At 54.1% G+C, this 24,519-nt stretch carries 20 protein-coding genes; 16 read left to right on the top strand and 4 right to left on the bottom strand.

Annotated features, from left to right (window positions below):
• Positions 1–48 precede the first annotated feature (48 nt).
• The 7 genes from DW806_RS02915 (at position 49) to DW806_RS02890 (ending at position 6,948) form a co-directional block, all read left to right on the top strand.
• A complete protein-coding gene (locus DW806_RS02915; RefSeq protein ID WP_117489562.1) occupies positions 49–486 on the top strand; it encodes a hypothetical protein in 438 nt (145 codons plus the stop codon).
• A gap of 12 nt (positions 487–498) precedes the next feature.
• Entirely contained in the window at positions 499–1,545 is a 1,047-nt protein-coding gene (locus DW806_RS15090; protein ID WP_158574633.1) for an endonuclease/exonuclease/phosphatase family protein, read from the top strand.
• A gap of 2 nt (positions 1,546–1,547) precedes the next feature.
• Positions 1,548–2,318: an HAD family hydrolase gene (locus tag DW806_RS02910; RefSeq protein ID WP_158578268.1), complete on the top strand. Its 771-nt coding sequence runs from the start codon at positions 1,548–1,550 to the stop codon at positions 2,316–2,318.
• 98 nt (positions 2,319–2,416) lie between these two features.
• Positions 2,417–3,118, top strand: coding sequence for an MgtC/SapB family protein (locus DW806_RS02905; RefSeq protein WP_118479050.1), 702 nt, complete (start codon positions 2,417–2,419; stop codon positions 3,116–3,118).
• Between the two features lie 357 nt (positions 3,119–3,475).
• Entirely contained in the window at positions 3,476–5,125 is a 1,650-nt protein-coding gene (locus DW806_RS02900; protein WP_118729040.1) for a putative manganese-dependent inorganic diphosphatase, read from the top strand.
• Positions 5,126–5,514: 389 nt separating this feature from the next.
• Positions 5,515–6,240 carry an MgtC/SapB family protein gene (locus tag DW806_RS02895; protein WP_117554962.1) on the top strand — a complete coding sequence of 242 codons (726 nt, stop codon included), beginning with the start codon at positions 5,515–5,517 and terminating at the stop codon, positions 6,238–6,240.
• A 15-nt stretch (positions 6,241–6,255) separates the two neighbouring features.
• Complete coding sequence (locus DW806_RS02890; protein ID WP_117489569.1) at positions 6,256–6,948, top strand: MgtC/SapB family protein; 693 nt, start codon at positions 6,256–6,258, stop codon at positions 6,946–6,948.
• A 538-nt stretch (positions 6,949–7,486) separates the two neighbouring features.
• Here the strand turns inward: DW806_RS02890 and DW806_RS02885 are convergent.
• A complete protein-coding gene (locus tag DW806_RS02885; RefSeq protein WP_118729039.1) occupies positions 7,487–8,389 on the bottom strand; it encodes an AraC family transcriptional regulator in 903 nt (300 codons plus the stop codon).
• Positions 8,390–8,682: 293 nt separating this feature from the next.
• On the opposite strand from DW806_RS02885, the gene DW806_RS02880 reads away from it, so the two are divergent.
• The 4 genes from DW806_RS02880 to DW806_RS02865 all read left to right on the top strand — a co-directional run bounded on the left by DW806_RS02880 (position 8,683) and on the right by DW806_RS02865 (position 14,112).
• Entirely contained in the window at positions 8,683–9,861 is a 1,179-nt protein-coding gene (locus DW806_RS02880) for a Gfo/Idh/MocA family protein (RefSeq protein WP_117751205.1), read from the top strand.
• A gap of 205 nt (positions 9,862–10,066) precedes the next feature.
• On the top strand, positions 10,067–11,005 hold the full coding sequence (locus DW806_RS02875) for a sugar phosphate isomerase/epimerase family protein (protein ID WP_118284888.1): 939 nt from the start codon (positions 10,067–10,069) through the stop codon (positions 11,003–11,005).
• Positions 11,006–11,308: 303 nt separating this feature from the next.
• Entirely contained in the window at positions 11,309–12,304 is a 996-nt protein-coding gene (locus tag DW806_RS02870; protein ID WP_158578267.1) for a sugar ABC transporter substrate-binding protein, read from the top strand.
• 155 nt (positions 12,305–12,459) lie between these two features.
• Complete coding sequence (locus DW806_RS02865; protein ID WP_118729037.1) at positions 12,460–14,112, top strand: solute:sodium symporter family transporter; 1,653 nt, start codon at positions 12,460–12,462, stop codon at positions 14,110–14,112.
• 265 nt (positions 14,113–14,377) lie between these two features.
• On the opposite strand, the gene DW806_RS02860 is transcribed toward DW806_RS02865, so the two are convergent.
• The 3 genes from DW806_RS02860 to DW806_RS02850 form a co-directional block, all read right to left on the bottom strand.
• Positions 14,378–15,736, bottom strand: coding sequence for an ECF transporter S component (locus tag DW806_RS02860; protein WP_118729036.1), 1,359 nt, complete (start codon positions 15,734–15,736; stop codon positions 14,378–14,380).
• 245 nt (positions 15,737–15,981) lie between these two features.
• Positions 15,982–17,574: a response regulator gene (locus DW806_RS02855; protein ID WP_118284884.1), complete on the bottom strand. Its 1,593-nt coding sequence runs from the start codon at positions 17,572–17,574 to the stop codon at positions 15,982–15,984.
• Positions 17,568–19,268, bottom strand: a complete 1,701-nt coding sequence (locus DW806_RS02850; protein WP_118729035.1) for a sensor histidine kinase — start codon at positions 19,266–19,268, stop codon at positions 17,568–17,570. The genes DW806_RS02855 and DW806_RS02850 overlap by 7 nt, the downstream gene beginning before the upstream one ends.
• A 339-nt stretch (positions 19,269–19,607) precedes the next feature.
• Here DW806_RS02850 and DW806_RS02845 point away from each other — a divergent pair, with 339 nt between their 5' ends.
• From DW806_RS02845 to DW806_RS02825, 5 genes are all read left to right on the top strand, one after another.
• A complete protein-coding gene (locus DW806_RS02845; protein ID WP_118729034.1) occupies positions 19,608–20,927 on the top strand; it encodes an ABC transporter substrate-binding protein in 1,320 nt (439 codons plus the stop codon).
• A 70-nt stretch (positions 20,928–20,997) separates the two neighbouring features.
• Entirely contained in the window at positions 20,998–21,870 is an 873-nt protein-coding gene (locus tag DW806_RS02840; RefSeq protein ID WP_118729033.1) for a carbohydrate ABC transporter permease, read from the top strand.
• 15 nt (positions 21,871–21,885) lie between these two features.
• Entirely contained in the window at positions 21,886–22,737 is an 852-nt protein-coding gene (locus DW806_RS02835; RefSeq protein WP_117751200.1) for a carbohydrate ABC transporter permease, read from the top strand.
• A 15-nt stretch (positions 22,738–22,752) separates the two neighbouring features.
• Positions 22,753–23,853 (top strand): ABC transporter ATP-binding protein, encoded by a 1,101-nt coding sequence (locus tag DW806_RS02830; RefSeq protein WP_118360265.1) that lies wholly within the window; start codon positions 22,753–22,755, stop codon positions 23,851–23,853.
• Positions 23,854–23,867: 14 nt separating this feature from the next.
• Entirely contained in the window at positions 23,868–24,512 is a 645-nt protein-coding gene (locus DW806_RS02825) for a DUF624 domain-containing protein (RefSeq protein ID WP_158578266.1), read from the top strand.
• The last annotated feature ends 7 nt before the right edge of the window (positions 24,513–24,519 follow it).

Here is a 24,519-nt window from a genome sequence, read left to right as displayed (position 1 = left end):
AGGCTGAAAAGCCTGCCGCGGACAGTAAAAGCGGAAGGAGCATACAGAATGGCTTTATTCGTAACCAAGGAAGGCAAGCGCAAGAGTCCGATGGCAGTTACCTGCTTTTTCGTGGATCTGCTGTTCTGCCTGGTATTCGGCGGTATGTATGCACTGCTGACCGGCGTACTGCATGACCATCTGCCTCTCGGCGGAGGCATGGCAGAGAACTGGATCCACTGCGGTCTGATCTCTGTGGTGGGTACTGCGGTCTGTTGCATCCTGTTTCTGCTGCCGGATAAGCGGATCGTGCCTTACAGCTTTGCGAGCCTGCCGGTTATCACGATCATGTGCGTGGTCGCAGCGTTCCAGTTGGAGCCTGCTGCCCGGAATATGATGCTGTATGTGACCTTCCTGTATACCCTGATGCCGATCCTTGTCGGCAACGCGGTATCGTGGACGCTATATTTCAAGCTGTACAAAAAACCGATGCCGCGCCGCCTGTAAAGGGGGAGCAGTATGGAAAAACTGACAAAAGAGTGCGTGCTGCAATCTGCGGCACGGTTGGAGCAGGAATCGCAGGATGCGGTGATGCGGGATATTCCTCAGTTTTTTGAGGCGGAGATCGTGACCCGGTTTGCGGGTGCGGTGCCGCAGAAGAAAGAACTGAATCCGCTGGTGTTCAACATGGAGCGGGGCATATGTCTTGCTGAAACAGTAGATTTTCTCCGGGAATGCCCGGCACTGCGGCCGTATGACCTGATCCTGGCCAATGAGCTGGATAGCGGCTGTGCCCGGTCGGGCGAGCGGGATACTGCCGCAGAGATCGCCCGTGCGCTGGGAATGCAGTATGTGTTCGGGCTGGAGTTTGTCGAGCTGAAGGACGCTGCACACGGGTTTCACGGCAATGCAATCTTTTCGCGCTGGCCGATCCTGTGGGCAGAGGTGCTCCGTCTGCCAGAGCAGTATAACTGGTATTATGACCGACAGAAGCGCATCGGCGGCCGCAATGCGGTTTTTGCAAAGCTTGATGTGCAGGGACAGGAGGTCGGCGCGGTATCCATCCATCTGGAAAACCGGACGAGCGGCGCGGGCCGCCTGCAGCAGATGAAAGCTGTACTGCAGGAGGTTGAGCGTGTATTTCCGGGGATTCCCGTTGTGCTGGGCGGCGATCTCAATACCAATACCTTTGACGGACGCGATAAGGCGGTGATTCGTCATCTGTGTGACGAGCCGGAGGAACTGGCTGCGGCGATCGAAATGATCGACCTGTATGAACCGCTTCTGCAGGACTGCACCGCAGCGGGCTATGCATGGCGGGCGGCTTCGGGCGGTGCGGACTGCACACGGCGCAAACCGCTGCCGGAGGGCGGCTGCCTGCATATGAAGCTGGATTGGTTGCTGCCGCGCGGCTTTACCGTGCACTGCAGCAGTGTGATTTCTACACTGACGGCAGACTGCGGCTTTGCTGCGCAGGACAGCGCGCTGGCCCGGTATACACAGCCGGAGCTGAGCGATCACAATGTGGTTCGTGCCTCCCTTGCACTGCCGCAGAAGGAGGAGTAAACGTGATTAACACTATATTATTTGATATGGGAGGAACGCTCGAGGATATCTGGTATAATGATCAGACGATTCACTCGGTTACCGGAGAGTTGCGGACGTTCCTCAATGAACATGATTTGGGTACAGGCTGCAATGACATTACCTTCTGGAACAAGCTGAACAGCGGTATCCGTACCTACAAACAATGGAGCGAATCCAACGAACTGGAGAAAAAACCAGAGGAAATCTGGCCGGAGTATTATATGGCGGACTTCAATCTGGACCGTGAAAGACTGCAGGAGGTAGCGGAACAGCTGGCCGGCATGTGGGAAGTGACCTATTATCACCGCGAGCTTCGTCCGAAGGTCAAGGAGACTCTGGAGGAACTGAAAAAACGCGGGTATCATCTGGGCGTCATCTCCAACACGGCATCGCTTTATTCGGTGTTCGATGTGCTGGAGCAGTACGGAATCCGCGATTATTTTGAAGATGTTACCCTGTCCAGCGTGACCGGATACCGGAAACCGCATCCGTCTATTTTCCAGATCTCGCTGCGCCAGATGCAGGCGAAGCCGGAGGAATGTGCCTATGTGGGAGATACGATCTCGCGTGATATCATCGGTGCAAAGCGAATGCATTTTGGTGCCGCGATCCAGATCCAGTCGTTCCTGTCGGCGCAGAAGGATGCCGGTGTAGATGCTGCTTACCAGCCGGATCATATCATTCGGGAATTGCCGGAGCTGGTGGATTATCTGGAGGAGCGAAATCGAGCAGAGCGCTTGACGATGCAATAAGAAAAAGAACGTAACCGTAACAATCTCTCTCTCTTTTTCTGACCGTACCCTGCCATTGCAGGGTGCGGTCAAATATTTTAGACAGGAGGGAAACGAAAATGGGGAAAATTACAGTGGTGGATATCGTGCTGCGGCTGCTGGGTGCAGTGATCGTCGGGTTTGCCGTCGGCGCGCAGCGCGCACGGACCTCGCATCCGGCGGGAATCCGCACACATATTCTGGTAGCACTCGGCTCGTGTGTGGTCATGGTGACAAGCTGCATCCTGTATGAGCAGACGATCGCAGTATTTGGGACAACGCCCTCTGACCCGGCGCGACTGGGCGCACAGGTCATCAACGGCATCGGTTTTCTGGGTGCCGGTGCGATCCTGCGTGAGGGATTTACCGTTCGCGGACTGACAACGGCGGCCAGTGTCTGGGTCGTTGCCTGTCTCGGTCTGTCGGTCGGCATGGGATACTATGTGCTCACGGCAGTCGGTACGGTGATTGCCTTTGTAACACTGGTGGCGTTTGACGGGATTCAGGAGAAAATCCGCGCCAGAAGCCGCTCGGAACTGGATCTGCAGATCGAATGTGACCATATGGGCGACATCATGGTGGAACTGTCGCATCTGGCAGAACGGCATTTCGCGAAGCTGCTTGATCTGTCCTTCAGCAGAACTCCGCATAACACCTATATCATCAGCTTCCGTGCAAGCTTTCCACCGAACGGATATGAGTCCGCGCAGAATGCATTCCGTCAGGAGCTGGCAGGTGTTTCCGGCATGATCCGCATGGAAAATCATAATGACCATATCTAAGGCAACACCGCATAATTAGAGCCGCGGTTTCTTGCGCAGGCTCCGGTCGCGCTGTCGCGGTTTCTTGCGCAGGCTCCGGTCGCGCTGCCGCGGCGCTTGGCGGAAATTTTGTGCCCTGACCTTGCTGTGCTTTTATGTTAATACATCAGGTATTGCTGTAAGATCACGCCTCGTCCGTGCAGAAAAATTTGCTTGCAGTATTATGCGGTATTGTCCTATTTCTTCCCGAGGGGAACAGCAGCACCCGAATCAGTGGCATGGTCGGTGCTGCTGTTTCCTTTTACCCGCAATCATACACCGTTGGGAAAACCACAGCAGTTCCCGCGGTCATTTCTCAGACAAAGGAGTCGGTACAGTATGAACCCGGTTTTTGTTATCGGACATCGTAATCCGGATACAGATTCGATCTGCTCTGCGATCTGTTATGCAGAGCTTAAGCACAGGCTGACCGGAGAATCATATATCCCCTGCCGGGCAGGCCATGTCAATACAGAGACCAAATTTGTCCTGGAGCGCTTCGGCGTAAAAGCGCCGCGTTATATCAAGTCGTTTGAGCCGTGTCTGAGCGATGTGCAGTATCGCAGGATCCCCGGTATTGATGAGGAGATGTCGCTGCACCGCGCATGGAATTACATGAACGAAAATGATATTCAGACTCTGGCCGTTGTCGATGAGGAGCGTCATCTTAAAGGACTGCTGACGCTGAGTGATATCGCGCGCTTCTATATGGAGGATAAGGACGCGAACGCACTGGCGGAGGCCGGCACAAGCTATCGCAACCTGGTGGATGTACTGGATGGTACGCTGATTGTCGGTGATATCGAAAAGCGGTTCGAGCAGGGCAGCGTGGTGGTTGCGGCAGCCAATCCGGATGTTCTGGAGGATTATATCGGGCCGCGTGACATGGTCATTCTCGGCAATCGCTATGAGAGTCAGCTCTGCGCCATTGAGATGAACGCGGGCTGCATTATTATCGGGCTCGGCGCGAAAGTCTCGCGTACCATCCGCAAGCTGGCAAGTGAAAATCAGGTATCCATCATCGCAACGCCGCTGACGACATACAGCTGCGCCAAGGTGGTCAGTCAGGCTGTGCCGGTGCGCCATGTCATGCGCCGCAAGGGATTGATCACCTTTGAACCCGATGACGTGGTAGAGGATGTAAAGCGCGCGGTATCCAAAAAGCGTATGCGCTACTATCCACTGCTGGATGAGCAGGGACGGTATATCGGAATGTTTTCTCAGCGCAATCTGCTGGATCTGGAGCGTCCATCGGTCATTCTGGTCGATCATAACGAGCGGGATCAGGCGGCAGACGGCATTCGTTCGACTAATATCATTGAAATCATCGACCATCACCGCATTGATTCGGTTGAAACGAGCGGGCCGATCTATTTCCGCAATCAGCCGCTCGGCTGTACTGCGACCATTATCACAGGAATGTATCATGAGCATAATGTGCCGATCGAACCGAAAATCGCGGGTCTGCTGTGCTCTGCGATTCTGTCGGATACACTGATGTTCCGTTCTCCGACCTGTACGCCGCTCGACCGCGCCGCCGCAGAGGAGCTGGCGCAGATCGCAGGTCTGGACATCAGAGAGTATGCAACGGAGATGTTCCGCTCCAGCTCGCGCCTGCGCGACCGTTCAATGGATGAGCTGTTCCACATGGATTTCAAGTACTTTCAGGTACAGAATAAAAAAATCGCCATTTCGCAGATCACGAGTGTCAGCGAGAATGAGCTGAACGGCATCCGGGATAAAATGCTGGGCTATATGGAGGACTATCTCAAGACGAGCGGACTGTCCATGCAGTTTGTCATGCTGACTAATATCATCGAGGAAAAGACCGAACTGCTTTATGTCGGCAGGGGTGCAAAGAATCTGGTGCATACCGCGTTCCGCAAGGAATGTGGGGAGCATTCGGTCGTGCTGCCGGGTGTAGTCAGTCGCAAAAAGCAGATGGTAACGCCGCTGCTCAGTGCAATGGAGGAGGAAGGGACCATGTAAGGCGGAAGTGCCTTGTGCTGCGTGCAGGCGCAGCTTCGTGCGATACAGAACGAATACCCCCGTTCTGCACAATCTGTGCAGAATGGGGGTATTTACGCTCTGTGGAAGGGAAAAAACAGTTCGGAGAGGATGCATCGAAATAAAAAATTTCACAAATGCGGATATTTAGAACTTAATATATAATAATATGGAGACAATTAAATACACAAACGTTTGCGAATGTACAAATTACACAAAAATGAACAAAATACTTCTTACAATGTGAGGGATGAAACTTTGCCTGATTCGGTGTTATACTGTATATATACCAAGGAGTGCAGGGTGTAAAACGACCATTAGCGCAAACGTGTGCGTAAACGGTTTCCGCAGGAAATGAGGAGGAGCAGAACATGACAGAAACGATTGCATATCTTCGCGAATTTCACTTTGCATCGGTCGTGCTGCGGCTCGCTCTGGCTATGCTGCTCGGCGGCTGCATCGGTCTGGAGCGGGAACGAAAACGCCGTCCGGCGGGCTTCCGTACATATATGCTGGTGTGTCTGGGTGCAACGCTGACCGTGCTGCTCAGCCTGTACGAATTTACCATGGTGACAGGGCCGTGGTCGGATATTTGCGCAGAGATCGGCATAAAAACCGACGTTTCCCGTTTCGGCGCACAGGTCATCAATGGCATCGGCTTTCTCGGCGCAGGCACGATTCTGGTCACCGGCCGTCAGCAGGTCAAGGGACTGACTACCGCCGCCGGCTTGTGGGCTTCGGCGTGCACCGGCCTTGCGGTCGGCGCGGGATTTTACGAGTGCGTACTGATCGCGTTTGCTATGATCTTTCTGAGCATCCGCCTGTTCCCGATCGTGGATGCATACATTCAGGAAAACGCACGCGATATCAATCTGTATCTGGAGTTTAACTCAATGGACGATGTCAGCACGATCATCAATCAGCTGAAAGCGCAGAATGTGCAGATCTACGACATCGACATCGAGCGCAACCGGAGCGGTGAGCAGCTGCATCCAAGCTCGATCTTTTCGATTCGTCTGAATGAAAAAATACCGCATACGCAGCTGCTGTCCGAACTGGCCGGGCTGGATTGTCTGTGTGTAATCGAAGAGCTGTAACGGGAGGGAAGCAATATGTTATCTGTTTTTGACGGTCTGCGCAGCGTTACCACGCTCTCCGTATTTGTGCGTCTCGCCTGTGCATTTATCTGCGGCGGCATCATCGGCATCGAGCGCTCGTACAAGCGCCGTCCGGCAGGCTTCCGCACGCATATCCTCATCTGCATCGGTGCAGCGATCACCACGCTGACCAGTCAGTATCTGTATCTGAATATGCATTATTTCACTGATATGGCGCGTCTGGGCGCGCAGGTTGTTGCCGGAATCGGCTTCATCGGTGCCGGTACGATCATCGTCACCAAGCGGCAGAATGTGAAGGGACTGACAACGGCGGCCGGACTGTGGACCTCGGCTATCATCGGTCTGGCGTTCGGCGGCGGCTTTTATGAGGGCGGCATTCTGGCCACCGGCTTTATCATGCTGGCAGAGCAGGTGTTCTCGCGGCTAGAGTACCGTGTGCTGGAGCACGTTCCCGAGATCAATGTGTATATGGAATACGAGGATAAAACGTGTCTGGACGATGTGCTGCAGCTGTACCGCAGATGTGATGTCAAAGTGCTGAATATCCAGATCACCCGTGCGGCGGAAAACGGTGAGCACAATGCCTGTGCCATCTTCACACTGCGCCTGCCGCGCAGCTGCACGGTAAACCGTCTGATGACACTGGTCGGCGAGCGTAAAGGCATCGTGTCGGTCGAGGAACTGTAAAACAGAACAAATCTATTGCATTTCATCCTTTCAGGCAACACCGCATAATGAGACAAAAGGCGACTTGCGAGCAGGTTTTGCGTGCTGACGAGGCTTGGTTCTGCGGTAATACTTGAGGTATTACCATGGAAACGCAGCAAAGTCAGGGTGCAGAATTTCAGCAAAGCGTCGCAGTAGCGCGACCGGAGTCTGCGCAAGAAGCTGTGGTTCTCATTATGCGGTGTTGTCTTAACAGACCGTAAACCTTTTAACGCGCACTGGCGCGCGAATTGTTTAAATTGCAGGAATATGACATTTTGACAGACTGAGACGCACATCTTGCGATGTGCGTCTCAGCTTGTCGAAAAAGTTAGATTTCTATTTTGTGCTTCGTGCGACAGCACGCATAAAATAGAATTTGCGCAGCAAATTCATAAAAACCGGGGGCGTGTACCTCGGTTTTTATACAAGGGAAGAAAAAATGTGTCCGGAGGACGCGGTTTTTCTTCAGCCTCAGACGCACATCTTGCGATGTGCGTCTTTTTGCATATTTGCACGGTTACAGCTCCGGCACATCTGTATCTATGAACGGTACATCGGTTTTGCATACCGCATCAATCGCTTTGGACATATGCTGGATACGGTACTGCCGCGGTGACGTACCGACCTTCTTAACGAACAGGTTGATCAGACTGCCGCTGGTCGAGTAGCCGACCTCCTCGGCGATTTCTGCAATCGGCTTCTGCGTGCGCACGAGCAGAACCTTCGCCCGCTCAATGCGCGAGTTGATGACATAATCGGCAGGGGAGAAGCCGGTGCGGCGCTTGAACATATGCGCGAAATAGGATGCGCTCAGGCATACGGTAGACGCCAGCTCCTCCACGGAAATCGGCTGACCGATATGCGAGCGGATGTACTGGATGGCCTGCTCGACCGGCGTATCCGCTGACTGCTCGGCGGCACTCGGTGAGAGCAGCAGGTCAAACATGCGGTAGATGCGTGCCGAGCGCTGCATGTCGGTCTCTACACCGTTCTCATCGTAAAAGCGCACCATGTCGTACAGCAGATTGCCGATCAGCATGTTGTTATCGCGGCGGATGAGCCAGCCGTGCCGGTCGGTGATGCGGCGGCACAGCTCACGCGCGTTCGAGCCTTCAAAGTGCATGTACACGAACTCCAGTCCGTCCTCGGCGTGGTAGTAGTGCGGCTCGATGCAGTCGAGCAGCAGCACGTCACCGGCTTCGGCGACATGGAATTCACCGTGGTACTCCACGCGGAAGCGTCCCTTGCGGATGTAGGCGATGAGCAGCGGCGGATAACTGTCGCGCTTCATAAAATAGTTGGCGGTGCAGTAGTAGTGACCGCACCATGTCGGGTAGAACAGCAGCTCTCTCGCGGTCTGCGACGGCGTAAACGGAAAACAAACCGACTCGCTTCGGATGCCGGGATCAACACTTTGCATAGACTCTTCTCCTTCCGTATTTTGCACTCATAGAATCCATGAACGAAATAGCAGGATTGATGAACTGGTTTTCTGTGTTTTTTCACAGAAAGCAGGATTGATGAACTTTGCAGCAGAAACGCTTATTGAATATATCCATAAAATATTTTATACTTAGGCCAGAAGTTAGGAAATGGATACAATAAACAAAGATAAATCGAATTTGTTGTATGTATTTCACAAAACATCAAAATTAGCAGTACAAAAACAGAATCAAACACTTTTTTGCAAATCGAAGAAAGAAGGAAAACATTATGTTTATCGGTGAAAAGAAAATTGCTCGTCCGTTCCGTTGGGGTATCGTAGGCGGCGGCCGCACTTCCGGCGTTGGCTACAAGCATCGTCTGGGTGCTATGCGAGACAACACCTCGTTCGTACTCAAGGCTGCAGCGTTCGACCTGGACTTCGCCCGCTGCGTAGACTTCGGCAAGAACCTGAACATGGATGAGGAACGCCTCTATCCGGATTACAAGACCATGTTCGCTGAGGAAGCAAAGCGCGAGGACGGCATCGAGGCTGTTGACATCGCAACCCCGAACTTCCAGCACTTTGAGGTCTGCAAGGCAGCTCTGGAAGCTGGCCTGCATGTAATCTGTGAGAAGCCACTGTTCTTCAAGGTTGAGGAAGGCGAGGAGATCAAGAAGCTGGCGGAGGAAAAGGGCAAAATCGTTTGCGTAACCTACGGCTTCTCCGGTTTCGACCTGCTGAGCCAGATGCGCTCCATGGTTCTGAACGGTGACATCGGTGAGGTTACCATGGTAGACCTCCGCTACGCACATGGCTTCGCTTGCGACCCGACCGGCGACAAGCAGGCTGAGGGTCAGAAGTGGCGTGTTGATCCGGCAAAGTCCGGCCCGTCCTTCGTACTTGGCGACCTGTCCACCCACACCTTCTACATGTCCGAGCTGATCTGCCCGCAGCTGAAGCTGAAGCAGCTGCTGTGCGACCGCCAGAGCTTCATCAAGTCCCGCGCACCGCTGGAGGACAATGCTTACGTCCTGATGCGTTATGAGAACGGCGCAGTTGGCCGTATGTGGGCATCCGCAGTTAACGCAGGTGACATGAGCAGCCAGCACATCCGCATTGTCGGCACCAAGGCTTCCCTCGAGTGGAACGACATGCATCCGGATGAGCTGTACTACGAAGTACAGGGTCAGCCGCGTCAGACGCTGGTTCGTGCAATGGATTACCTGAATCCGGAAGCTCTCGAGTACGAGCGCCTGGGTGCTCTGCACTACACCGGCCTGATCGAGTCCTGGAGCAACCTGTACACCCGTTTTGCTATCGCAATGGATGCAAAGAACCGCGGCGACGAGGAAACCCTCAAGAATCTGGTTTACCCGGATCTGGAGCACGGCATCGACGGCATCCGCTGGGTAACCAAGTGCGTAGAGTCTGCTGACAAGGGCGGCGTATGGGTAGATTTCAAGTAAGTCTCCCGATTTCCATCTAAACTAAGACACTCTCTCATTTCTTTTCTCTGTACCGCTGCCTTCCATAAGGCGGGCAGCGGTAAACTCTTAAACGCTTATAACGCTAAAATTCCCTTTTGATAACATACTTGAAAGAATTCTCTCTCTAAAAATCGCTCCAACGATTTCTACTACAACAAAAAAGAAGAAAAGTGAGGTTTTTTATATGAAACTCGCAATTTGCACGGATGTTTTTGCTGATCTGTCCTACACGGACATGCTCGATAAGGTAAAGTCTCTCGGTATCGACGCGGTCGAGATGACCGCAGGCGGCTGGGGTGCCCGCAAGCACTGCAACACCGCGGAGCTGCTCGCGGACGAAGGCAAGCGCAAGGAATTCATGGGCGAACTTGAGAAGCGCGGCATGCGCATCTCTGCACTGAACACGTCCTGCAACCCGCTTTGGCCGAGCAAGACCGGCGAGGAATACAAGAAGTCCATGTACGACTGCGCTACGCTGGCAGGTCTGCTGGGCGTCAAGAAGATCGTTGCGATGGCTGGTCTGCCGGCCGGCAACGAAACCGACACCACCCCGAACTGGATCACCTCTACCGTTTCCTGGCCGGATTTCATGGCTCCGGCGTATGAGTACCAGTGGAAGGTAACGATCGAGTTCTGGAACGAATTCATCGCACACTGCAAGAAGTGCGGCATTGAGCACATCGCTATCGAGGAATTCCCGGGCACCATGGTTTGGTCTGCTTCGACTCTGCTCAAGCTGCGTGAGGCTACCGACCCGATGCTCGGCATCAACCTCGATCCGTCCCACATGATGGTTCTCGGCGCTGATCCGATTGCGGCTGCTCGTGCTCTCAAGGGCTGCATTTTCCACGTTCACGGCAAGGATGCCCGCATCGAGCGCGGTCTGGCAGACACCGACGGTCTGCTCGAGCCTCGCCCAGTTACCGAGTCCGCTGACCGTGTATGGAACTACGTTGCAGTCGGCTGCGGCAAGGACCTCCAGTGGTGGAAGGAATTCTTCTCCGTTTGCCACATGATGGGCTACGACGGAGACGTTTCCCTCGAGATGGAGGACCTGACCATGACTGTTGATGCAGGTGTCAACACCTCGATCGACGCGCTGCGCCAGACCATCAGCCAGTAATTGGTGCGGCATCACCGAACAATTGCGTCTGCGGCACTTTGCGAAAATTTTGTGCCCTGATGTCGTTCCGACTTTTTGCAATACACAAAGTATCGCTGCAAAGCCGCGCCTAATCAGGACGCAAAATTTGTTCGCAAATTGCTCTTGTCGAATTGTTCCGGTGATACCGTAAAAGAAAAAGATTTTTCATTAAGTCCACAGCATTTTCGCAATTCCAGCACCACCCCCATAGAGAAGAAAGAAAATCAATATGAGAAGAAGAGAAAGGGCAGTGTTTGAACTATGAAAAAGAAGCTTTTAGCAATGACGTTAGTAAGTGCTCTGTGTGCCGGCATGCTGGCAGGCTGCGGCGGCGGTTCGTCCGCATCGACTGGCAGTACGGGCGACAGCGGCTCCAACGCTTCCGGTGATGCCTACAACGTAACCGTTATCGTAAAGCATACGGACGGTCACTTCAACAAGGTTATTGCCGGTGCGCGCGCTTACGGCAGCGAGCACGACAATGTAAACGTCGAAATCCAGTCTCCGACCTCGGCTACCTCGTATGATGAGCAGGTCAACATGATTGAGACGGCACTCGGCAACCCAGGCATTGACGCCGTTGTTATCGCTCCGCAGCAGTCCACCTCTACCGCAACGCTGGTAGATACCGCGACCAAGCCGGTCGTAGCACTCGATACCGACTTCACCTCGGACAAGAAGGCATGCTTCGTTGGCACCGGCAACGAGGACGCAGCGCTGAACGGCGGCAAGGCGGTTGCTGAGGCCTGCAAGGCACTCGGCAAGGACAAGCCGACGGCGGTTATCATCGCAGGCGTACAGGGCGACGAGACCCATGAAGCACGTCTGCGCGGCTACCGCGATGCGATCGAAGCCGCAGGCGGTCAGGTGCTCGAAGTGCAGTACACCGACACCATGCCGGACAAGGCAGCCGCCGCTATGGAGGCGGTTATCCAGAAGTACCCGAACGGCGTAGACGCAGTTCTGTCCATCGCGGATGACATGGCGCTTGCAGCTGCAAAGGTTATCAAGGATTCCGGCAACACCAATTACGCAGATACCGTTCTGTGCGGTTTTGACGGCAACCAGTCTGCCATTGAGGCTGTTATGGACGGCTCTCTGACCATCGACATCGCTCAGATGGGCTACGACATGGGCTACAAGGCTGTTGAAGCAGCAGTTACCGTACTTGAGGGCGGCTCGGTTGAATCCTTCATCGACTCCGGCTCCAAGGTTATCGACTCCTCCAATATCGATGAGTACGTCTCCGACATGAAGTCCAAGGGTCTGTGGGAGTAATTCAAACACACATTTGACAGCATAAACAGTTTATAGACAGGGCGGACGCAGAGTTCGACACATGCGTCCGCCCTAACTATACGCATTTTTGAGAATTAAATTACAAATATGGGAAATTGAAGCGGTTGAGGGACCGCGTGAAAGAGGGGATTCCAATGGTTTGGACTATGGCGACGTTTATCGGTTTTACGATACTTGTTGCAGTCATTTCGTATGTAAAAACAAAGGGCGATGACCAGAGCACCGCAGACGGCTATTTTCTGGCCGGACGCGGACTGCCGGGCTTTGTTATCGCAGGTTCGCTGCTGCTGACCAACCTGTCGGCAGAGCAGCTGGTCGGCACAAATGGCCAGACATGGAGTGTGGGCATGAGCCCGATGGCGTTCGAGATCGTAGCGGCTCCGTGCTGTATCGTGCTGGCGCTGTTTGCGGCGCCGCGTTATCTGAAAAGCGGCATTACCACCATTCCGGAGCTGATCGGTCTGCGCTATGACCGCAGCACAAAGCTGTGGTTCTCCATCGCGTACATCCTGCTGTACATTGTCGTACAGATTCCGGTTATCCTGTACTCCGGTTCGCTGGTATTTGAAAATATCTTCAACGTATCCGGTATTCTGGGCGTAACCAAGTTCCAGGCCGTTATCATTCTGTGTATCATCATCAGTGTCATCGGCTCGATTTACGCCATCTTCGGCGGACTGAAAGCCGTTGCCGTATCGGATACCGTAAACGGCATCGGACTGCTGATCGGCGGCTTCATGATCCCGTTCTTCGCACTGAGCGTGCTCGGCAAAACGGCAGGCGGTGACGGTCTGTCGGTTATCGATGGTATGCGTTTCCTGATCGAAAACCATTCGGATATGCTCAACTCTATCGCTCCGGCGGATTCTCTGCCGCCTGCGGTTCCGTGGCCGACCGTATTTACCGGTCTGTTCTTCCTCGGTCTGCAGTCATGGTGTACGCACCAGTCGTTTATTCAGCGTGTACTTGCTGCAAAAAACCTCAAGGAAGCACAGAAGGGCGCACTCTACTGCGCGTTTCTGAAAATTATTGGTTTTATGTACCTTGCGCTGCCGGGCGTTATCGCGTATGCGCTGTTTGAGCTGCAGGGTGATCAGGTATCCATGATGGACGAAGCGTACCCGCAGCTGGTTTCGCAGGTTGTTCCGGCTCCGCTGATGGGCTTCTTCGCAGCCGTAATGCTCGGTGCGATCCTGTCCTCGTTCAACTCGGTGCTGAACTCGGTAGATACCATGTTCACCATGGATATCTACAAGGAATTCATCGACAAGGACGCTTCCGAGGACAAGCTCGTCAAGGTCGGCAAGAATGTCGGCATCATCTTCGCGGTGCTGACCACCATCGTTGGTCCGCTGATCTACTTCTTCCCGGCAGGTCTCAAGACCTTCCTAGATTCCCTCGTAATGCTGATTGCACTGCCGGTTCTGACGGCCGTATTCGGCGGCTTCTTCTTCAAGCACCTGCCGAAATACAGCGCAAAGGTCATTCTGGCGCTGCATGTGGTCTGCTACGGCTCGTTCCTGCTGTTCCTCAACAGCAAGTTCCATTATCTGTATGCTGTATTCGTTATGCTGCCGGTTGAGCTGCTGATTATGTTCATTTTCAATCAGCGAAACAAGACAAAGCATCCGGAGGCATGGGTACAGAAGGACATCGGCGCTGTCGATCTTACCCCGTGGAAGTATCGCTGGGTTGCCACCGCACTGATTCTCATTTGTGTCGCAGCGGTTTACCTTGCGTTCTCGCCGCTCGGTATCGGTACATGGAGTTATACACAGCCTTTCTAAAATCGAAAGTAAAACGGAGTGCGTTTGCACTCCGTTTTAGTATGTCAAAAAGTAGCATTTCGACTCTTGTACTTCGTGCGGCAGCACGCATAAAATAGAATTTGCGGAGCATTCATAAATTCCGAGATACACAAGGGAAGAAAAATGTGCCTGCAGGGCGCGGCTTTTCTTCGAAATTCGATCGAAAGGCTGCTCGGAAAACGTTAGTGTTTCGACAGACACAAAAGCCCGCACAGCTGCTTTACTCTGTGCGGGCTTTTGCAATTTACTTTTCAGTCGAATCCTCTATCACGAAGCACGCTCGGCCGTTCTCCTTGGCCTGATAGAGCACGCGGTCGGTTTCAGTGAGCAGGTGCTTGATCTCCTGCGGGAAAACAAAGCGGTACGCGCCGATGCTGCAGCTGACCGTGACCTGCTCGAGAATACCGGAAATATCGCGCAGGAACTGCGTCAGCAGATGCTCCAGCTGGTCCGGCGACAGATTTATATCGAGCATTACGGCAAACTCGTCACCGCCGATACGGCCGACAAAGCCGCAGAAACGAAAGGTGTTCTGCAGATGCTCGGCGAACTGCTTGAGGACCTCATCACCGACAGAATGGCCGTATTTGTCGTTGATGTGCTTGAAATAATCCAGATCACAGACCAGAAACCAGCCGGCTGTTCCGGCGTGGGACTTCTGGCTGCGGAGACAGGTGTGCAGGAACAGCTTGCGGCCCATAATGCCGGTCAGGAAGTCCAGCTCGCCGGTGTACTCACGAAATTTCATGTAGCGGTAGACCATCAGGATGAGGATGAGCAGAATGAAGTTGAGCGCCAGCATGGCAGTCAAAAACTGCACCTGCAGGTGGAGAATATCCCGATGGATGTGCTGTGTGACATCTACGCTGTGCTGCCCGAGCATGTAGTACATACGGTTGGAGAAGTAGACGGTCGAGAGGACCGCCATACAGAAGATAAACGTACTTACGGCCCCCAGCACGAAACCAATCTTCGGAGACCAGTACGGGGTGTTTTCGTATTCATTGACCGCTTTTTTATAGGTCTGGATAAAGGAACTGTGATACAGCTTGTCAATCGCCAGAACGACCGCAGCACAGAACAGCAGGATGATGAGGTCGCTTTTTTCAAGCATAAAGATTGATGAAAAATTGAAACCAAGAGAGGGGAAGAACAACCCCATCGCAGTATAAACCAAAAGCGCGTGCAGCTTAGGTGCCGCGATTGTGATGAGCAGCTTACACAGATTCTTTCGTTTGCTTTTGCGTGCCAGCTGAAACAGACAGCCGAGCAGAAAACCGAACAGCACACGCGTGCCGACACTCAGCAGTATGCTTCCAATGGGAAAATCACTCCGAAACGGAGAAAAGACCGCATCTGCAGGCATGACATAGGTCGCGGAAGCCTTATACAGACTGCCAAGACCGAACAGCAGTCCCGCGAGGGAAGCCTCGGCCGGGCCAAACAGGCAGGCGGTAATGATGATAGGGATATACGCCGTGGTAATGGAAATCGGCGGAATATGCACATATCCTAAAAATGTAAAGGACATAATGACTTCCACTGCCAGCAAAAGGCTGAATATGTAGTGCTCAAATTTGTGTGTTTCCCAGGTTGTATTCATTTTCCTGATTACCTTTATATAGGCAGTACCGCGACGGATCCGGCTGTGGAATTTGCTCGCAGATCACGCTTGTTCGATCATGCGGTATTGCCATGGATTTTACTGACAATTAAATATATTTGATTATATATTATACAGTAAAGGTGCGGAAAATGCAACCGATTTGCTGGCACACAGATAGTTTTGAGAATTGCGGAAAAGGTTCTGATGGGATGCGTACCGGAGCGGTTTTCGATTCTTTCCGTTTATACGGATGATTCGTTCTGCACGCTGTGACGGTAATCCTTCGGCTTGAGACCGGTGATCTTCTTAAATATGCGTGAGAAATACACGGGATCGTTAATGCCGACCCGCTCGGCAACTTCATAGCTTTTGAGTGCCGTAGTGCGCAGCAGATTTTTTGCGGCTTCGATGCGCACGTTCTGCAGATAAGTCGTCAGCGTTGTGCCGGTCTCGCGCTTAAACAGGCGCGAGAGATAGCTTGAGCTGAGATAGAACTGCTGGGCGAGCTGGTCGAGCGAAAGCTGCTCGCCATAGTGTGCGCTGATATAGGCCTGTACCGAGGAAACGATATGGTCTGCGCTGGCGGCGCTGCTCTGCGCCATGTCCTGCGTTTGCTGCACGAGTGCGCGGGTGCAGGATTCCATCTCGGCGATGGAGTTGGTCTCCATAATGCGCTTGAGCGAGGAAATGCTGCTGCCCTCGAGCGAATGTCCGGCCATTCCGGGAAACTGCAGCTCCATGCCGAACTGGTGAATATATACGCAGATATTGCGCACGGTATCCGGCGGCAGCTTGTTGCTGTCCGCATAGGCGAAAATGCAGTCGAGCAGCTGCTCTGTGTCGGCGGGATTACGCAGCTCCATCGCAGATTTAAGGGCAGAGAGCATTTCAAAGATTTCGTCGGTCAGCTGCTGCGGGAACGAGCTGAGCTCAGCGAAGTGCGTCACCGGATGGTCGGGCGTGAAGACGGTGAAGCGCACCGCCTGTGCGGCCTCGTCGGCGGCATCGGCGAGGCAGATGGGATTGTCATTGCAGTTGGAAATGCCAATGAACAGCAGAAAATGAGCCAGACTTCCGACAATATTGACTGCTTCCTTGCACAGTGCGGTGATGGGTGCTTCACCGGCGGCACAGATGACCACAAAGCAGTCCTGCGTGCCGCGGGCAATGTAGTAATGCTGGTAGGAGGATAGACAGTCGGACAGAATCTCCTGCGACTGATTGAGATACTCGTTGTATTCTTCCTCGGTCAGCGCTTCCTCGGACAGCGAGGTAATATGCAGCTTGAGTACAAAATAGCTGTGCAGGTCCATTTTCAGCTGAGCCAGGCGGTTGAGCACATACAGCTGCGAGCATGCAACACGGTGGATGAGGTCATGCAGCAGCATGCTCTGCTGCAGCTCCATGTTGCGCGCCGAGGTCGTGGAGAGCTTCTCCTGCAGGTCCTGACTGCTGCGGTCTTCCGCTATGGCGGCCTTGGCCTTTTCGATGGCATTGGTCAGGTTTTCTACCGTCATCGGCTTGAGTACAAAATCAACCACATGATACTGGATGGCACGCTGCGCGTAGGCAAAATCCGGATAGCCGGTCAAAATGATGACTTTGATGCCGGGATGGTCGCGGGCGATGATCTCGGCAAGCTCAAGACCGTCCATTCCGGGCATGCGGATATCGCTGATAACGATATTCGGCTGAATGACCGGAATCTGCTCGAGCGCCATCATGCCGTCGTCTGCCTGTGCGGCAATCTCACAGCCGAGGTCGCCCCAGTGGATGCAGTGTACCAGACCCTTGCGGATGGCGGATTCATTGTCAACGATCATAACTTTCAGCATAGGTCTTTCTCCTTTTCGGGCGGTGCGGTGATGATGGGGAGCGTCAGCACGATGCTCGTGCCGTGTCCGGGTTCGGATTTGATCGACATGCCGTAGGGCTCGCCGTACAGCAGCTGAAAACGGCGCTCGATGTTGTGCAGCGCAACATGTGTGTGGTGCTTGTCGTCGCTGCCGGGCTGGGGGATGGCGGACGGGTCAAAGCCTACGCCGTCATCGTGCACGCGGATGTACACGGCGTCCTCCTCCTCCCAGATGCTGACGCGCACCCAGCCGCCGTGACGCTTAGGCTCGAGTCCGTGTACGATACTGTTTTCTACCAGCGGCTGAATGGTCAGCTTAGGCAGGTAGCAGCCGAGCAGCTTGTCGTCCTCCACATCGACGGTGTACTGCAGCTTTTCCTCAAAGCGTTCCTTTTGCAGGGCGAGATAGTATTTTACAGAATCCAGTTCCTCCTGCAGGGTGATAATCTGCTTGCCGTGGTTAACAACGCTTGCCCGCAGCAGCTGTGCCAGATTCTGCACCGTGGTGCAGATGGCCGGCTGACCGGCTACCATGCAGCGGACATTGATCAGCTCGAGAATATTAAAGATGAAGTGCGGCTGAATCTGGCTCTCCAGCTGATGAATCTCTGCGTCACGCAGCAGCAGACCGCGCTGATAGACCTCCTGAAACAGGGTGTCCAGCCGGTCGGCCATGTCGTTGAAGGCATGCGAGATAGCGGTCGTTTCGGTGTAGGGCGTTTCATCCATGCGCACGGAAAAATCACCGCTGCCGATACTGCCGATGGTGTGCAGCATCTGCCGCAGAGGACGCAGCAGCAGGATGAGACAGGTGGCGGCCAGCAGCAGAGCCAGGATCAGGATGGCAGCACAGACGAGAAAATACACACGCGTACTCTGGCGCACACCGGTGAGGATTTCGGCGTTTGGAATATAGATGTCCACGCGCTCACGGCTTTTTCGGAGTGAGCTGGACGCATGATACCACTTGTTCATATCCTCGTTCTCGCGGAACAGGTCGGTCTGCAGAGAGCCGATGCGTTTGCCCTGAGCACCGCTGAAAATGACGACAGTGGAAGGGTAAAGCTGGTTCAGCGACAGCGTGGAGAGCAGCTTGTCGATGTTCAGCTCCACGATGATTTTGCCAAGCGGCTGCATGGTGTTGAGGTCAACAAAATCGACGATCATATATGCGTATCCAATGATGGTGTAGTGCGTGTACAGCGTGCGTGCGGAGTTGCAGTCCTCGTGCGTCTGGTACATCTGCCGGACGCGCCACGAGGTATTCAAATAGTAGTTGCCGCCGTAGACCGGCACATATTGGTCGTTTTTGATCAGATAGATGGCGCTGACCACATCGGGGTTGAGCGAATCGCCGAGCGAGAATGCGCGGCTGAAATTCTGCTCCAGCCGGAGAATCTGGATCTGGGTGAGCGGTTTGCTGCTGTTCATCATCTGCTGGGCGGCACTGTCTGAGGTCAGGTAGTACACACCATCCCGCAGGGTCTCCATCATGCGGTCGGTGCGGTCGGTGAATTCGTTCAGATACATGGAAACCGTCTCGCTGGCGGTATGCTGCAGCTGACCGGATACGGTATGGATAAAATAGATGCCGGCGGTGACAACAGGTGCGAATACCAGAACACATATCATCACAACGACCAGCCCGATAAGAGAGATCTTGCGTTTTGCCATACAATACACCTCACGGGAGCTTCTGCGAACTATACAAGGGCAGCACCATATAATAGAACTGCGGAGTTACCCTAAATATACCACAATTCGACCGCTTTGTGTACCATCCGGAGGGGGAGAAGCGACATTAGAAAAAAATATCCTGTTTTGGCGCAAAATAATCCTATGTTTTCAAAGAGGAGTGCAGAGCGTGTGAACGAAAAGCAAAATCGTCATATGTTTTGACCGGTTTACTGCATTGAGGGCAGACTGTTCCTCGGGTATAATAAATACAACAAAACACAGAGCGGTATTTGAATGAGACAAATGCCGTAAGGAGAGAAAGAGGAGGAACCCCACATGAAAACAAAGCGTATCCTCTCCCTGCTGATGGCAGGCGCGCTGCTGACCGGCGCACTGACCGGCTGCGGCGGCAAGAAGGATGATTCTGCACAGAGCGGTGACAGCTCCGGTGTGATCACCATCAACTATCCGACGTTCCAGTGCGGCACGAATACGTCCGCTCCGGTATGCGATGAACTGATTAAGGAATTCAATGAGAAGTACGCAGGCAAGTACGAGATCAAGAAGGAAGACGTTCCGGGCGACCAGAACTACATCGACAAGATCAAGGTACAGCTTGGCACGGGCGATCTCCCGCCGGTTATTTACGGCGGCGGCTACAATCTGCTGGATATGGTCGTTGCCAAGGATCTGGCAGTTGACCTGACCGATGCGGTAAATTCCGATGCAGACTGGAAGGCACTGTATTCCGATACCGCACTGGCTACCAACAGCCGCGACGGCAAGATCTACGCTTCCTCGATGGAAGGTCAGGTTATCGGTTACTTCTACAACAAGGAGCTGTTCAAGCAGGCAGGCATCACCGAGCCGGCTAAGACCTGGGACGAGTTCTTCCAGCAGTGCGACAAGCTGAAGGCAGCCGGCGTCACCCCGCTGTCCATGGATACCGCAGATTCTGCGTGGGTAACCCAGCTGTGGATGGGCGCTATGGTAGGCACCGAGTCGGACGCAGGCCTGGAGTTCATGAATACCATGAACCCGACCGACTACAACACGCCGGAAATGATCGCAGCAGCCGAGAAGATCCAGAAGATGTACCAGAACTACACCACGCAGGATGCAATCGGCGGCAAGTATGAGAATGCTGCAAACAACTTCCTGTCCGGCCAGACCGCAATGCTGGCGAACGGCCCGTGGATGATCGGTGATTTCTCCGATACCTCCATGGCAGAGGAAGGCTTCGCTGATAAGGTCGGCGTAGCGCTGTTCCCGGGCAACTTTGTATACGATGCACCGATTCAGGGCTACATCGTTACCAAGCAGGACGACCCGAAGGTAGAAGAGGCTGCCATTGAGATGGTCAAGTTCTTTACCTCGGCTGAGGCACAGCAGACCGCAATGGAGATGCAGGGCATGGTTCCGGCCTCCAACACGGTAGAGCTGACCGACACCGCAAAGGACAAGTACCCGCTGCTTGCTGAGTTCCTTGACCTTGCAACCACTGAGGGTGAAAAGCGCTCGGATACTCTGCAGGCTACGATGTACTCCAACCTGCTCGACGTTATGAGCCAGCAGCTCCCGCTGCTCGCTTCGGGTGAGCTGGACGCAAAGGGCTTCTGCCAGACGCTGACGGATGCTGCAGCGAAGAACCAGTAAACTGTTTACCGCAGGGACCCGTCAAAAACGGGTCCCTGTTTTTCTCCTCAACAAGAAAGGAAACCGCTTTATGAAACGTAAAAAAGGCTGGCTGCCGGTGTTCCTGCTTCCGGCTGTCGCATTGTTCCTGCTGGTCTATGCTGTTCCGTTGGTGATCGTGTTTGTTTCCTCGCTGTTTGATTACCGGCTGACGGGCGACTCGATGACATTCATCGGTCTGCAGAATTATACACAGCTGTTCAGCGATGCGACCTTCCGGCAGGCGTGCGGTCACACGGTCGTCTGGATTCTGATCCACTGTATTATTCATGTCTCCATCGGCGTTATCCTGGCGCTTGTGCTGTACAAAAAGCCGCGCGGCTGGAAATTTGTCCGTACGGCATACATGATTCCGAATATCATCTCCAACGCCGCAATGGGCATGATCTTCCTCAATATTTTCAACCCGCAGTACGGCGTGGTCAATTCCATCCTCAAGGCTGTTGGTCTGGAAAGCCTGACGCATAACTGGCTGATGGATACCACAACGGCGTTCCCGTCCGTCACCATGACGTGGCTGCTGTTTGCGGGCTACACCACGACGCTCGTGCTCGCCGAGGCGCTGACCATTGACGATTCGGTGCTCGAAGCGGCCCGTGTGGACGGTGCGACCTCGTTCCAGACCGATATGTTCGTTGTGCTGCCGCTGCTGCGCAAGATCATCGGCACGACCATGGTCATGGCGGCAACCTATATGCTGCAGATGTTCGACCTGATCTACATCACCACCAAGGGCGGCCCCGGCTCGGCTACCATGAACCTGCCGCTCATGCTGTACAGCGTGTACAAGAACGAAAATAACTACGGCTACTCGAATGCAATCGGCGTTTGCATCGTCATCGCGGGTGTCGTTTGCATGACGCTCATCAACAAGGCGATGCGCGTCAACGAAGAAGACTACTAAGGAGGCGTTCGACAAATGAAAACCAGCTTCGGTGCAATGACCGGCAGAGAACGCCTGTGCTTTGTGCTCAAATATCTGTTTATGGCGCTGTGTGTGGTTGTTGCGCTGTTCCCGATCATCTGGGTCATCCTGTCCTCGTTCAAGACGAATGCGGAGATCCTGTCGAACGGCATTTCGCTGCCGACGCACTTCGGGTTTGACGGCTATCAGTCCGCACTGGATATGGCGCCGATCTTCAAGTTCTTCGGCAACAGCGTGATCGTCACCTGCTGTGCGACCGTACTCAATGTGCTCGTCTTCGCTATGGCAGGCTACGCGTTTGCGCGGTTCCGCTTTCCGTGCGATAAGCTGCTGTACATGCTGCTCAGCCTGTCGCTCGTCATTCCGATGACGGCACTGCTGCAGCCGGTGTACAGCGTGGTCAACAATCTGGGCCTGTACGATACCAAGGCGGGTCTGATTCTGGTCAATACCGCACTGAATATGCCGATGAGCCTGCTCATCCTGCGCGGCGCATTCCAGTCCATTCCCAAGGCGATCGAAGAAGCCGCCTACATCGACGGTGCGGGCTTCCTGCGCACGTTCTTCCAGATCATGATGCCGTGCGCCAAGGGCGGTCTTACGAGCGCAGCTGTGCTGTGCTTCCTCAATACATGGAACGAATTTACGTTCTCCCTGATCCTGACCAGCAGCGAGAGTGCCCGCACGCTGCCGCTGTCGCTCAGCTACTTTACCAGCCAGTTCAGCTTTAACTATACGGCGCTGTTTGCCGCAGTTACCATTGCGGTCATTCCTTCGATCATCGTGTTTGCGATCTTCCAGGAGCAGGTCGTTTCCAGCCTGACCGCGGGTTCGGTCAAAGAATAAACGAGGTGAAATTACATGGCAAGCATTAGTTTGAATCACATCAAGAAGGTGTACCCCGGTGATATCGAGGTTATCTCCGACCTGAACCTGCAGATCAAGGATAAGGAGTTCGTCGTACTGGTCGGACCGTCCGGCTGCGGCAAATCCACCACACTGCGCATGATCGCGGGTCTGGAGGAGATTTCGGACGGCGAAATGTACATCGGTGACCGCAAGGTGAACGATGTAGCGCCGAAGGACCGCGATATCGCGATGGTTTTCCAGAACTACGCGCTCTATCCGCATATGACGGTTTACAAGAACATGGCATTCGCGCTCAAGCTGCGAAAAACACCTAAGGACGAAATCGACCGCAAGGTGCACGAGGCGGCTAAGGTGCTGGATATCGAGCATCTGCTCAACCGCAAGCCCAAGCAGCTTTCCGGCGGCCAGCGGCAGCGTGTCGCGCTCGGACGTGCGATGGTGCGCGACCCGGCGGTATTCCTGCTCGATGAGCCGCTGTCCAATCTGGATGCCAAGCTGCGCACCCAGATGCGCACCGAGATCATCAAGCTGCATCAGAAGCTGGATACGACCTTTGTTTACGTCACGCATGACCAGACCGAGGCCATGACCATGGGCGACCGTATTGTTGTTATGAAGGGCGGCGAGATTCAGCAGGCGGACACACCGCAGACGCTGTATGACCATCCGTGCAATCTGTTCGTAGCGGGCTTCATTGGTTCGCCGCAGATGAATTTCATGGACGCCGAGCTGGGACGCGATGCGGACGGCTACAAGCTGACCTTCGCGGACCAGAGCCTGCACTTTGCGGGCAGCGATGCGCTGAGTGAGTACGTTGGAAAGACGGTCGTGTTCGGCATCCGTCCGGAGAATCTGCACACCTCGGGTGAAAAGTTTACGCAGAATGCGGCGCATACGCTCACCATGCATGTGGATATTGCCGAGCTGATGGGCGCGGAGATTTACGCGCACTGCACCTGTGACGGTACGTCCGTGACCGTGCGTACGCCGTCCGGCGAGCCGATTCATGCGGGCGACACCATCACCGCGGCTGTGGATATGAGTCGCATCCATTTGTTCGATAAGCAGACCGAACGCGCGATCGCGTTCTGACAGGAGGAAAATCTGTGTTTCGTCCATCCTATTTGAAGGAAGGTCCGGGCATTGCCAAGGATGCACCGGAAAAGACCGGCGCCGCATGGGTCGGGGAGACCCTTGTACGGGAGTTTTGGCAGCTCGTCAAGCTGAACGTGCTGTTTCTGCTGTGCTGTCTGCCGGTTGTGACCTTTGGCACGGCTCGAGCTGCTATGGCGCGCTGCACGGTCAATATGGCGCGTGATGTGCCAAATGATGTGTGGACCGACTTTCTTGCGGCACTGCGGCAGGATACGGTGCGTAATCTTCTGTGCGGACTGGCCGAGCTTGCGCTGCTGTGGATGGGCGTGATGCTGGTAACGGCGGACGGATTTTTCCCGGCGCTGCTGGGTATGCTGCTGCTCTGCGTCACAGCTGCGTTTTTTCAGAATTTCTGGGCGGTGCAGGCAGCGGTGGACATCTCGTTTGCAGCGGCGGCGAAAAATGCGTGGTTGCTGTGTCTGCTCCGTCCCGGCATGACTGTGCTGGGGCTGGGCGTAAATGCGCTGCTGCTGATTCCGGCAGTGCTGTTTTTCCCGCTTTCTCTGCCGTATGTGCTGCTGTTCCCGTGCGGTCTGTCCGGATTTGCCTCGGGCATGATCGGCTGGTCCAGCTGCAAACGGTATCTGATTCGATAACAGGAGG

Origin of the sequence: Butyricicoccus sp. AM32-19, from assembly GCF_003480365.1 — a bacterium.
Classification (GTDB): domain Bacteria; phylum Bacillota; class Clostridia; order Oscillospirales; family Butyricicoccaceae; genus Agathobaculum; species Agathobaculum butyriciproducens.
This window is presented reverse-complemented; position numbering and strand designations above follow the sequence as displayed.